Consider the following 12,761-nt stretch of genomic DNA (forward strand, 5'->3'; position numbering starts at 1 on the left):
GAATGCAATTTAATCTATTGCCATGACATAAAAATAATGGAACTTTTTTGATTTTGGGTGGTAAAATAGTGAAAGATGTTACAAAATATCTTGCATATAAATATAAAGAGGATTATTTTAAGTTGCGAAAAAAATTAATTAGTAAAGGACAAAACCCTATGAAGAACCTTTTATTGTTAGCCGCTGTGGTATTCTTTTTTACCGCCGGTACAGTAACCGCCCAAAAGGCACCCGCTGATGCAAAAATAAAAATGTGCAACAGTTGTCATAAAGAAGGCAAAAACAAATTTGATGAGTTCAAGGCATGGCTTCAGACCAATCATGCCAAAGTAACTGAAGCTTTCGACAAACCGGAAGCAAAGGAAATCGCTGACAAGAACAAAGTTGCCAATCCAAAAGAAGCAGCAGCCTGTCTTTCATGCCATGTCGACAAAATGAAGGTTGAAAACTTTAACCCTAAAGATATCGATTGCATGAGCTGTCATAATCCTGAAAGCAAAGTGCACGCGATACCCGAAAAGGTTACACACCCAAGCGCTAAAAAAGCCGGTACTACTCAAAACTAATTCCGGTTGGAGCTTTTTATCAAAGGCTGTCTGAAAATGGCAGCCTTTTTTATGTTTAAATAGAGTAGTAGGAGATTACATCATCGGGGAGGCGAACCGGACGCCCAGTTTCAGAAGATACCAAAGTGTAGAAGAACTTTCCGGTTGCGACGATCTTCATGGTTTTTTTATTAAATATGGTAAAATCAACCGTACAGTTGGCTCCCCCGAAAGATTCCATTCCGGTCTCAACCAGTGCAGTGTCACCCATCATGAGCGATCGTTTATATTCAATTGTGGTTTTTGAGACGACCCATGTGAGTTTTCTTTTCAGAAAATCATCCATCGGGAATTTATAGTTGTTTTCCATCTGGTCATATCTTGCGGCAAGTACATAATCGAGATATTTTGTGAAATGGACATGATTATTCACATCCACATCATCGGGGCGGACTTTAATTTCACTTCTGAATTTTGAGAACAACTACAGCTCCGGGTCAGAAAGCTTTGTTGAACTCTCGATATCGACCATTTTCACATCTTTTACATAGTCCGACATCTTCGGCTCCTGTATTTCCTTGAGCTGATCGAGGATGTAGGCGACATCGTTCACTGCGGTTTCGATGTAGTCAATTCTTTTCGTAATGGCTTCTTTCGAAAGTTCCGGTTTGCTGATTTCTCTTTTCAGTGCAGAAACAGCCAGTTTAATTACGGTAAGCGGCTGCTTTATTTTGTGATTGGCGGTTACCACTGTCGCGGCGAACATATTCAGTCTCTCCGACTCGATCATCTGTTTTCTGATCTCTCTGAATTTCAGGGCTGAATGGATCCTTGCGAGAATCTCCACTCTGTCGAACGGTTTTTTAACATAGTCATGGGCACCTGCCTGTAAACCGATGGAGGTGTCTTCGGCCGTTACTCTTGCGGTAACGAGAATTATCGGAATGTCGGCTGTTTTTTCGTCGGAACTGAGATTTTGGCACACCTCAAGTCCGTTCATTCCCGGAAGCATGATATCCAGCAGAATCAGGTCGGGGAGATATTCAAACGCCATTTTCATCCCTGTTTCACCATCATACGCAAATATGAAGTCGTGCTTCTCCCGCTTTAGTATTGTTTCAAGATACTTGATATTCTGTTCGTGGTCATCGACCGCTAAAATTAGACTCATGGCAACTCTGTAAAATATTGAAACAAAATATAATCAATCACTAACTTTTAATTCAACCAAATCAACTTCATTCCTGTTAAGAAAGAGGACTTTTACGCTGTTTTCGGTGATTTCCTTTATTATCCCGTGTTTTACTTCATCCCCCGTCTTCAAAACCATTTTTGTATTGAATCTCAGATGCTGGAACACAGCTTCCCCGTTCTTAATGGAACGAAGTTCATACTCGGAAAGGTCTATTGTTCCTGCATCGGAAACTGACTGGATGTTTGGAACAAAAGGAAGAAAAATATCAACCTGCTCAAACAGACTGTCAGCCTCCCAGGTAACCTGAGGCAGAAAAAATCCTTCCGGTTGAAGTGGTACTGCGAGCACCAGTTCGTACTCGACAAATGAAACACTCCCTTCCAGAACGCCATAATACTTGAAATCGGCGGATGCAAATCTCATGAGCATCGGATATTCTTCAATTGATGATATAAAACCGGAGAGACCGAGGAATGAAGATTTTCCCTGGATTTTGAACTGTTTGATAACAAAATCTTTGTATTTTACAGAATCCATCTCGGAAATGGAATATCTGAATCCGGTCGTAAGTGAAAACTGGATACTGTCCACAAGAAGACGAAGTTGTCGCGTTTCCACTGAGGGAAAGAGGTTATATCTTGTTGTGGTATCATTGTTGATCAAGAGGTCGATTTTTGAATAAATCGCCTGCATTCCCGTATTGATATCATCTCCCGGAGTCAGTCCGAGAGATGCAAATTCCTTTCTTATTTCCGCACGGGCAGGAAGCAGGAAGAAAAAATTCAGAAGGAGCAGCACGACGCAACCTGCAGCGAAAAGAAAAGCTGGCTTCAAGTGGGGCTTCAATTCACTAAATTTCATTACGCTGAGTTTCACTTCACTTCTCCGGGAATCATTATTCGAAAGGCAGTGAAAGTATCCGCATCGGTTCTAAAAATTTCTGAGGAAAGAAGTTGAGCCCCGGTAATTTTATCAACAAATCCGGATGCGACTGCAGGAGATTCAGCGTAACCACGGATCAGAATATAGTTATTGGGCTCCACGGTTATTTTCGTGATTTGGATGTTTTTATCGACCGCATAGCTTTCAATCTTCTTTAGAAATGCAGAAATTTCGACGAATTTCGACTTAATCATTGGCAGTTTCTCCCTGCTGCCGGGTATCTGCAAAACTTTCTCACCGTACTCACTCACAGTTTGATAAATCTCTTTTTTAGAGGTTTTGTAAGCCTCAAGTTCGTCTGCTGCGTTTGAGAGGGAGATAAGGCCAAGGGTTGAAATGAGAGTGAAAAGCACAACCAATGCAAAAACGGCAGCGGCTGCCTTGTTTATTTTATTGGCGGCTCTGATTGCAAGATTTTTTTCGGATTCTTCCACTTCCTCTTTAGTAAGTAGTCCAGGAACAGGAAGTGACATTGAGAAGTATAATGTTGAGACCATCTCGCAGAGATTGTAAATACCTTTGTAAGATTTTCCATCTTCGCTGTTTTCCTCAAGAGTGAAGTTCTCGTTGTTTGCCACGAGAACATTGTCATTCCTGATTTGTTCTATTGCCTCCTCAAACCTGAAGGCATAGGGGTCGGCAGTGAAAGTAATGAGGTGGTCGCAGTTCTCATATTCCTTGTTTGCAGGGTCGAAGTTATCGAAATGCAGGAGCCTGGCTTCTGCGAGTCCTTTCCCTCTAAGTCTGGCTTCGAAGATGAGATCATCGTCGCCCGAGAGGATGTAGGTACGGTCGTCGGGGAAAAATTTCAGGTTTTTGGCGTAATAGTGGAACAGAATCTCAGGGGAAGCAAGCGACGAGATTATTACAGGTGCCTTTACTCCCTGATGGTTAAGGTAATTGAAAAGTTCATCTATGATTCTGTTCGAAAAAGTTATGTTTCCGGCATTTTTATTCTCGTGATGCAGGAGTTCGCTGTCGGAAACGAGAACGATGTTGCTGTCAGACAGTTTTTTAATGACTTCCGGAGGTAAAGCCGCGGAGAATCCGGGATTCTCGCCTGAAGATTCAACCTGAAAGACTTTGAACCTTTTTTTGCCGGAATACCTCTTTGCATTGTTGTAATAAAAGGCAAATAAGTGATTGCTGAGGAAAATGATTGATAAGTTTTTGTTGTATGCTCGTGTATTCAATTTTTTTGTGTCTAAATCACATATTCTTATAGATTAATTGTTTAATTTCGTAAATTGAATTCGTAAAAAAAGTATTTCACAAATAATAAAACAACATGAACAGCAAAATAAAAATTTTAATCGTACTTTTACTTTCTTTTAACATCTTTTTTACAGGATGTACCAAAAAAGATAAACCCGCAGCCCAGCCGGACACCACCAAACAGGTAACCACCGACACTTCAAAAACCGTTTCAGACACCTCAAAATCGAAAGATTCTGTCAAATCCGATACAGCCGGTGTGAAAAAAGTTGCCACAGTTACAGGAACCTGGCAGGGAAAGCTGGCGAATTATGACGCCACCCTGAAAATCACCAATCAGACCGGAAATCAGTTTACGGGGGTGATTGTCGTCAACTATCGCAATGTTGCCACGCACAGCGTTGCCGGAACAGTAAATCCTGAGACAGGGGCATTTTACATGTCCGATACTGATCAGACAAGATCATCAGGAACCTACTCAGGAAAAGTAGCACCAAACGGTAGAAACATATCCGGTAGCTTTACAGAAAAACGACAGGGCGGTATTACCGTTAATTTTTCATTTAATAAATAACAACCATCCATATTCGGAGGAATAATACATGACAAGGAAACTCCTTTTCACCATCTTTACTCTCTCAACCATTCTGTTTCTTACAGGATGCGATAACAAAGATAACCCGCTTAACCCTGACACAGGAAAAGTATTTATCACTTCAACCCCGACTTCAGCAGACATCTATGTCAATGGCTCAAGCTCAGGTAAAAAAACAGGCGACACTCTTTCACTTAATGCAGGCACATACAACATAACACTGAAGAAAACCCTTTACAAAGATACAACCTTCAGCGTAACCGTTCTTGCGAACCAGACAGTTTCAAAAAGTGTAGCACTTACAGAAGCTTCATTCCAGGTAAGTTCGACACCTGCAGGTGCAAAAATTTATCTTAACGGCGTAAACACCGGAAGTGTAACCCCTGCCGGAATCCGTCTCGCACTCGGTACAAACACCATCACGCTCTCCCTTATCGGTTATGCGGATACCACATTTACGATACCTGCTGATTCACCTCTCACAGGCGTTTCGGTCACTTTGAAGGCTTTAAATGTTGTTGAATTCGTTTCAGTGAAAATCTACGAATCATTCTCAACTGCAAGTGTTCCAAGTGGACTTATCCTGTCGGTGGGCAGAGCTTCAACTATCGGATCAGGCGTGAGCAAGGATTCAGTTGATATCTACTACAGAACAGCCGGTTACATCATTTCATCTGCTAAAGATTTCGGTCTTCCAAGAGAGACTTTCTTCAAACTTGGAACAGGTACAAACCTCGCTGATGGCGAAGATTCACCTGTAAAAGACAATACCTGGACACTCAGCGTTGGCGATAGAGTAAATAACTACTTCTTCATGTATACTGCTGACCAGAACTATTCCAAGATGAAAATCACAGGCTTCGGCGGTGGATCAAGTGTCTCCGACCCTGCTTATGTTGAGCTTCGCTGGTATTATAACAGAACAAAGAACGACACAAGATTCTAACGGATTAAGTGTGAATCATGATTACGGGGGAAACCCTGTAAATAATTGATTTTTCTTTGGTTTGAATTTATGAGGCTGCCTGATCAGGCAGCCTTTTTTTTATTCGAGGAAGTCTTCTCCGGTGAGCGTCCGCAGTTCATCATCATTCGGCATTGCAAGATTTGCCAGCCTTTTTTCCTGACGGGAGATCGCATTAAAAACGATATTTCTTACTGTCCTGGCATTACCAAAGTTTTTGTCCCTCGTGCTGAAAACTGATTCCAGAGTCAGTTTAAGTTTTTCCGTTCCAGATGAATCAGCAACATACCCGTTGGCAGACATTAATCTTTCGGCAATTACCAGCAATTCATCGGGTGTGTAATCTTCAAAGACAATATTGTTGGTGAATCTTGAGGTGAGCCCCGGATTGGTTTCCAGGAAAAGCCCCATTTCTCTGGAGTACCCTGCAACAATCACAATCAGATCGCTGCTGTTATCTTCCATTTTCTTGAGCAGTACTTCAACAGCCTCCTGACCAAAGTCGTTTGCCTGTTTTGTAAGAGTATATGCCTCATCGATGAAGAGGGTGCCACCCTTTGCCTCTTCGATTACCTTCCCGGTTTTTATGGCTGTTTGTCCTACATATCCGGCAACCAGTTTTGCCCTGTCCACTTCTATGAGGTGACCCTTTGAAAGGAGTCCAAGTTCCCTGAAGATATTACTTAACAGCCGGGCAACCGTGGTTTTTCCCGTTCCCGGATTCCCTGAGAAGACGCAATGAAGAGGTTTGTTGATCACGGTCATTCCTCTTTCTGCCCGCAGTTTTGAAATTCGAAGACCCTTTACAAGGTCGTCAATTTTTTCTTTAACACCCTGCAAACCGGTAAGAGCATCGAGCTCTTTCAGATATTTATCGAGATTATTATCTGCTCTGCTTTTTAATAGCCAGGATTTATCATCCTTTATGTCGGGTTGCCGGCCTTTGAAAATGGCGGCTATATGGTCGTGTTCAATTTGGGAAAGTTTTTCCATTGTCCGCTCCCGTGATGAGAGTTGAGCGTATGATCTGCCCAGTTCCAGCTTGACTTCTTCAAATATTTTTCTTACTTCCCTTGCATTTCCGAAAGAGGAGTCCCTTTTCCGGTAGATTCCTGTAAATTCAGTTATAAGGGTTTTTTCGGCAGTTTCTGAGATTTTATATTCCTCAGTTGCTGCGAATGAGCGGAAAATTTCCATCAACTCTTCGGGGGAGTAGTCTTCAAACATAAACTCATGATTAAATCTTGATCTTAACCCTGGATTGCTGTTCATAAATTCTGTCATGTTTGCAGGGTAACCGGCAACTATCACAAAAAACTCACCGCGTCTGTCTTCCATCCTTTTGAGCAATGTGTCGATTGCCTCCTGACCGAAATCGTTGGATACTCCCGCTTTTACAAGGGTATATGCCTCATCAATGAAGAGGACATTCCCAATGGATTTCTCGATGACAGCATCGGTAATCTTTGCTGTTTCGCCCACATACTGACCCACAAGGGAAGAGCGGTCTACTTCGATCACCTCTCCATTTGTCAATAGTCCGAGTTTTTTATAGATTCTTCCCATCAGCCGTGCAACTGTTGTCTTACCTGTTCCGGGATTTCCCATAAAAACGGCATTGATGGCAACGCCCTCTTTGGTTTCAAGCCCTTTTTCCTTTCGGTCACGCAGAAATTCAAGATATCCCGCAAGGTCTTTTACGCTTTTTTTAATTCCACTTAACCCTGTTAATTTGTTAAGCGACTCCAGTTCCACTTCAATGCCGTCAGAGTCGGAATCCTGTGCGTTCAGGTTCTTTGATTCCGGAACTTTGTTCGCTGCTTCAAAATGGTCTGACAGTTCAAATGAATAAGTAAAGAGCTTTTTTTGCTCAGTAAAAAACTCAATTTTAGCAGCACCTTTTACCCATAATGAAACTCCTGATGTATCGCACAATTCCAGAAGTGAAAAGCGATTTACATCGGAGGAAATATCGAGGTCCATCGCCACTTGTGCAAGAAGTGTATCCTCAGAATACCATGCGAGAAATGCATTTAATGGCCTTCCCGGATCTTGAAATCCCGGGCTTTTTTCAAGTACAATTTCAACTCCGAAGACCCTGCTTCTATCGAAATCGAAGACAGAGTAAGATGTTTTTGTGGCATTTCCGGGGTCGGAAGCTGCATCAAACAGACAGACCTTGGAAACAGAAAGTAAACCCGCGTCGTGAATGACAAGTCCCGCATCTTTTTCGGGATTAGTGAGAATTTCGGAATTTGTGAGTGCCATTTCCTCACTTCTGAAAAGTGTCAGTCTCAATTTTTCGATGGCGGGATGCGAAGACTGTCTGACCTCAGGGGAATTTAATCTTTCCCTCAAGGCATGCAATTGACTCATTTTGAACATTGACTGAAGTTCATACGGGAGAATATCAGAGGAATATTCTGACTGTGTCAGAAACTTTTTTAGAGTGTCAGAAACCCGTAGAACAAACCAGAACTCATTTTGCTCGAAAGCTTCTCCAACCAGTAGTTTAAGCCTGTCCGGATTAGAGCGATTAGCCTCAACATTCGCCAGAAGTTCCCCTGCTTCAAAAAATTTTCGTAATTTGCTCCACTCCGGGTAGTTCTTTTTAGCCATCAGCCACGCAAGCTCATAATAAGTGGATGCGTCATCGAATTCCCCGTTTCCCCCGAGTATTCTGGCTTTATTCAGATAAGTGAGAGCCAAAAGCTCTTTTTGTTCCCCTTCGGTTGTGTTCAGTTCCTGAATGGCTGATTCATAATTTGAAAGCCGAAATTCGAGAAACCCTCTGTGAATCATGGTGAAGACATTTTCACCCCTGAGATTTCGGGAGCGGTCGAGGAGGGTTTGAGCGGTTACAGGGTCACCATTTTCCAGTAGCGCCCAGGCGTAACAGACTGCTGCATCCACATCGTCAGTATTTCTCAGGTAGTATGTTTTCGCTCCATCCAGGGCGACCCGGTATCTGCCCTTTCGGAGATGCTCAATAATTTCATTCAGTGTAATGGTTGTATTCATCTTGGCCGGTTAGTCTTTAATTTTGTCGATCATCTCTTTATATTTTATCAGTCTTGCCTGAGCTCTGTCGCCAAGTTTGGCAAGTTTTACAACTGACTTCAGCAATTTCTTGTAGCTTTCAAGCAGTTTCATGTATTCCAAGGAAATCTCCTCACGGTTGATGTTCCCGAGCAGTTCCTTCACTTTTTCTGCATCTTCGAGCTGAGCAAAATATTCCTGAAACACTTTTTCATTTTTGTCCATTACTGAGCCCTTTCCGCGACAATATCAAAATTAAAGGATACATCCTCTCTAAAATCGGCACCTGTTTCAGCAGAATCATTATCATCTTCATCATGGTACCAGACGAGTGAGACAACACCACCGGAGGAGTGGAACAATTCAAGTTTTTCCATGATATCCGACATAAATTTTATACTGCTTGAATTCAGGTAATAGACTCGCAGCTCAAACTTCAATTTACCAGAACCGCTAATTGTGAAGTCAGAAATCCAGTCGATCACGGGAGCAAAAAATGCACTTGAATCCTCGGGCAACGATGATCCTGTTATAGTGCAGACTCCTGTAACACAATTAAAATCAATCCCAAGTGTTTTTTTTGATTGCTTAATTATTAAATTTGTCAATGCTATCTCCGGTTTGAATACATTAAATTAACGAACTGGATGCCGCCTGTTCACTCTGAAACCAATAACAGTTACATCATCCCGCTGTTCCTCAGTTCCGCGATGTTGCAGGAAAGCGGCAAGGACAAGTTCTTTTTGTTCCGGGAGGGGCTTCTCAAATCCGGTGGAAAAGAGTTCCTTTAGTTTATTGCTTCCGAGTTTTTTGTTCCCGTCGTTGTTTTGGTCCACAATTCCATCAGAAAAGAGAAAGAAGGAATCATCGGATTTGGGGAATAAAACAGTTTCGGTAAATTTGCGTTCTTTTCTTTTCAGGTCACCCACTGATCTTGAAACACCTTTTATCTCAAACAGGTTTCCTTCAGAAATGTAGATTAATGGTCTGTAGGCACCTGCAAAAGTAAGGGACCCGTCGATCTCATCGACAACACATATGCCCATGTCCATCCCGTCAATTGAACCTGAATGTTGCCGTTTCTTAAGCTCCTCAATAATTCTTTCATCCATTTCCTCTAAAATCTCCGCAGGGGAAGTGACCTGATTTCTCAGGATTATTTCGTTGAGCAACAGTTTCCCGATTATCGACATAAAGGCTCCGGGGACACCGTGACCGGTGCAATCAGCGAGGACAATAACTGTTTTTCTGTCAACCTTCTCGACCCAGTAAAAATCGCCACTCACAACATCTTTTGGCAGATAAATCAGGAAATACTCATCAAGCAATCCGATTAAATGTGTGTCTTCGGGAAGAATGGCTTCCTGGATTTTCTTTGCATAGTTAATGCTGTCCGAGATAAGTTTGTTCCTTATACCGAGTTCATCATTACTTTTGGCAAGGAGTTCGGCAGTTTTACGGAGCTCTTTTGTCCGGTCAGCAACCTTGTTTTCAAGTTCTCTGTTAATCTCCTTAAGTTCTTCTTCCCTTTGCGACAGGGTTGCCTGCATCAGATTCAGATCAGTAGCAAGTTCATTAAACTCATCCGAACTGTTTATCAACAATTCTCCCTTATAGTCTCCCTTGACGATTTTTGCAAGAAATTTTCTGACGGTTTGAAGTGGCGCGAGGGCATTGCCTGTTCCGAAGTAGACAAAAATCAATACAACAATTAACCCTGCAACAAAAAAGAGAATTGAAACAAGGAAAACCGAATTGATGGAAGCAAAAAGCTCATCCTCGTATTCATATAAAATTACCCGCCATCCATTCAGAGATATATACGAGTAAAAAGCGTGGATTTTTCTCTCTCCTGTTTTATCATCTATTACCAGTTTGCCGTTTCTACCCAGATTCAGACTGTCCACCAAAATTTTTCTGGATTGTTCGGATGCCACTGAATTGAGGTCTGTCAGAAGATTTTTGTTGAGAATCCTGCCGCTGTCAGGGTGGGAAATGTAGGTGGCCTGGCCATCGATTACAAGGAAACGGTTTGAGTAGCTTTTGAAGTTGCTGATTAGAAATCCGTTCATGTCGCCAAGTGAAAAATCGACTACAACTACACCGATACATTTCGAATCCCTTATTATCGGAGCAGAATAAGTCACAACTTTCACTCCCTTTAACAAGGAAGAGTAAAATGGTGAACTCCAGTAAGGTTTCCCTGTCATGACAGGTTTATTGTACCAGTTATATGAAGTGTCCCGGTAATTGTACCGGGTACTGTCCAGTCCAAAATCGATAACAGCGTTCTCTCCTCCCTTTTCATAAATAAAGAAACCATGATGATGCTTGTTTGGCAGGAAAGCATAGGGCTCGAATGCGATTCCGGCAGCAAAAAGCACCGTGTCGCGAGCAATTATTTTGGCAAGCAGCGCTTTTAGTTCAGCATCATCGAATCCATTCGATTTGCCGACCACATCTGCAAGTTGATCAGCGAGATGGGTAGCCGAGCTCAGAATGGTTTCAACGCGGGTAGCATAAGAAAAGACGAGCTTTTCATATCTTTCTTCAAAATTCGCAATTGTTGAATCTTTCAACACAGAGGTTGTATACCATGCAGTACCTCCAAATATCAGGGAGAAAACGATGCAGAGAAATGTAATTAATTTGGCTTTCAGTGAGAATTTCATTGCGGAACTGCTATTAAACAGGTTGTTAAAAGGGAAATTAAAAAGAAAATATCGATTGCTTAAAATAATGAAAAGTGATCTAAGAGTAATTTAAATGAATCACATTTTTTTTATTTATACCCGTTAGAATAATCAGTAATTTTTTGTAGTTTTTGTGGTCAAATTTTGTTGATTTCAAATCACAGGAAATCCAATGCAGAAGCGATTTACACCCCTCGTGGTAATAATTTCCCTTTTTCTTTTAACCTTTTACGGATGTAAAAGCGATCCGGTCTCAACCCCTGTTGACCCTCTCAGCAATTACCAGAAGCCGTTTTCGACAAGCGGGATTACGATTCTTGATGCACAATATATCGACACTACACAACTTATGTCGCACATCGATAAATTTGCTGCTTCACCAAACTACTATCTCGCCGACTTTGGGAATCATGTACAAAATCTCCCGAATGTTTCAGGCGCCCGTATCATCTGGTATTGTAAAATCAGCTATACTTCAACCGATAACAAGGGGGCTCCCATTACCCTCACAGGGAAGTTGATATACCCCTATTTCCCCGGAAAGGATATAACTGCACCGCTTATTTCGTTTCAGCACGCTACGGAACTCATGAAAAAGAACGCACCGTCACAATGGCAGATAAACTCCAATCCCGGGGAGTTCAGTGAGGTTACAATTGCTGCCGGACTTGCTTTTAAGAACAGTTGGGCTGTAATCCTTCCCGATTATCAGGGGATGGGTGACGACACAGGAGAACCGCATCCGCTTTGTAATGCCGACAGGCTTGGGAAATCCACCGCTGATCTGATAGCCAACATGGAAGCGTATCTGAAGTCGAAAAGCAACAACACAAATCTTGTCTGGAACGGTCAGTTGTTCCTGATGGGCTTTTCAGAAGGCGGATATGCAACTCTTGCTGCTGTGAAAGAATTGGAAAAAAGGGGTGGAATCACCATTACGGGTGCTGCATGTATGGATGCCCCTCTTGACATCACCGGCGCCATGATTGATGTAATGCTCTCTGATTCTCCGTTTGGTGCTCCATACTTCCTGCCATATCTGCTTAGAGGTTACAATTCTGTTTATGAGTCATCAAAGGTCTTTAATTTCGACTCGATTCTGGTGGCACCCTACAACAAGGATCTTTGGACGCTTGCTGACGGTTTCCACACCACAGCCGAGGTTAATGCCAAAATGCCGTCTGATAAAATTGTAAAGAAGATTTTCAAACAGTCAACTATCGACTCTATGCGAACTCCGAACAGCTCAATCTGGAAAATTCTGCATGAAAATGATATCTGGAACGGTTGGGTTCCCAAGAGTAAAATCATGATAGCTCATTGCATGAATGACGATCTTGTTCCTTACGGTAATTACACAAAAGTAAAATCAGTATGGAGCGGACAATCCAATATCGAGTTTTTCGAATTGGGGCAATGCCGGAACTATCTTGGTTCTGTGCATGTATCCATTGCGCCGTGGGCATTTTTGCAGGGGACTCTGTGGATATCAGAACAGGTGAAATGACACTTCGGTGAGTTTCACTTTCTAACTTTTAAGTAAGAAAAAGCCCCGATTTGTTTGGGGCTTTTT

General features: G+C 42.2%; 12 protein-coding genes. 4 read left to right on the plus strand and 8 right to left on the minus strand.

Annotation, left to right across the window (positions count from 1 at the left end):
* Window positions 1–158: 158 nt before the first annotated feature.
* On the plus strand, window positions 159–566 hold the full coding sequence (locus tag J0L60_04210; protein ID MBN8545318.1) for a hypothetical protein: 408 nt from the start codon (window positions 159–161) through the stop codon (window positions 564–566).
* A 55-nt stretch (window positions 567–621) separates the two neighbouring features.
* On the opposite strand, the gene J0L60_04215 is transcribed toward J0L60_04210, so the two are convergent.
* The 4 genes from J0L60_04215 to J0L60_04230 are packed head-to-tail and all read right to left on the minus strand — an operon-like array spanning window position 622 to window position 3,875.
* On the minus strand, window positions 622–1,029 hold the full coding sequence (locus J0L60_04215) for an acyl-CoA thioesterase (protein MBN8545319.1): 408 nt from the start codon (window positions 1,027–1,029) through the stop codon (window positions 622–624).
* Window positions 1,030–1,716, minus strand: coding sequence for a response regulator (locus J0L60_04220; GenBank protein ID MBN8545320.1), 687 nt, complete (start codon window positions 1,714–1,716; stop codon window positions 1,030–1,032). It abuts the gene before it with no gap.
* Window positions 1,717–1,749: 33 nt separating this feature from the next.
* A complete protein-coding gene (locus J0L60_04225; GenBank protein MBN8545321.1) occupies window positions 1,750–2,616 on the minus strand; it encodes a hypothetical protein in 867 nt (288 codons plus the stop codon).
* On the minus strand, window positions 2,613–3,875 hold the full coding sequence (locus J0L60_04230; GenBank protein MBN8545322.1) for a hypothetical protein: 1,263 nt from the start codon (window positions 3,873–3,875) through the stop codon (window positions 2,613–2,615). Before J0L60_04230 ends, J0L60_04225 begins: the two co-directional genes overlap by 4 nt.
* A gap of 95 nt (window positions 3,876–3,970) precedes the next feature.
* Here J0L60_04230 and J0L60_04235 point away from each other — a divergent pair, with 95 nt between their 5' ends.
* Both J0L60_04235 and J0L60_04240 read left to right on the plus strand, forming a co-directional pair.
* Window positions 3,971–4,471 (plus strand): hypothetical protein, encoded by a 501-nt coding sequence (locus tag J0L60_04235; GenBank protein MBN8545323.1) that lies wholly within the window; start codon window positions 3,971–3,973, stop codon window positions 4,469–4,471.
* A 28-nt stretch (window positions 4,472–4,499) separates the two neighbouring features.
* Window positions 4,500–5,438, plus strand: coding sequence for a PEGA domain-containing protein (locus J0L60_04240; protein MBN8545324.1), 939 nt, complete (start codon window positions 4,500–4,502; stop codon window positions 5,436–5,438).
* A 99-nt stretch (window positions 5,439–5,537) separates the two neighbouring features.
* Here J0L60_04240 and J0L60_04245 read toward each other — a convergent pair whose 3' ends face one another.
* From J0L60_04245 to J0L60_04260, 4 genes are read right to left on the minus strand one after another with little or no spacing between them, the layout of a single operon-like run.
* Window positions 5,538–8,477 carry an AAA family ATPase gene (locus J0L60_04245; GenBank protein ID MBN8545325.1) on the minus strand — a complete coding sequence of 980 codons (2,940 nt, stop codon included), beginning with the start codon at window positions 8,475–8,477 and terminating at the stop codon, window positions 5,538–5,540.
* A 9-nt stretch (window positions 8,478–8,486) separates the two neighbouring features.
* Window positions 8,487–8,720, minus strand: a complete 234-nt coding sequence (locus J0L60_04250; GenBank protein MBN8545326.1) for a hypothetical protein — start codon at window positions 8,718–8,720, stop codon at window positions 8,487–8,489.
* Entirely contained in the window at window positions 8,720–9,103 is a 384-nt protein-coding gene (locus tag J0L60_04255; GenBank protein MBN8545327.1) for a DUF1987 domain-containing protein, read from the minus strand. Before J0L60_04255 ends, J0L60_04250 begins: the two co-directional genes overlap by 1 nt.
* 27 nt (window positions 9,104–9,130) lie before the next feature.
* A complete protein-coding gene (locus tag J0L60_04260; protein ID MBN8545328.1) occupies window positions 9,131–11,167 on the minus strand; it encodes a SpoIIE family protein phosphatase in 2,037 nt (678 codons plus the stop codon).
* 193 nt (window positions 11,168–11,360) lie between these two features.
* Here J0L60_04260 and J0L60_04265 point away from each other — a divergent pair, with 193 nt between their 5' ends.
* Window positions 11,361–12,695 (plus strand): hypothetical protein, encoded by a 1,335-nt coding sequence (locus J0L60_04265; protein ID MBN8545329.1) that lies wholly within the window; start codon window positions 11,361–11,363, stop codon window positions 12,693–12,695.
* The last annotated feature ends 66 nt before the right edge of the window (window positions 12,696–12,761 follow it).

It is taken from the genome of Ignavibacteria bacterium, assembly GCA_017302895.1.
Classification (GTDB): domain Bacteria; phylum Bacteroidota; class Ignavibacteria; order Ignavibacteriales; family Ignavibacteriaceae; genus UTCHB3.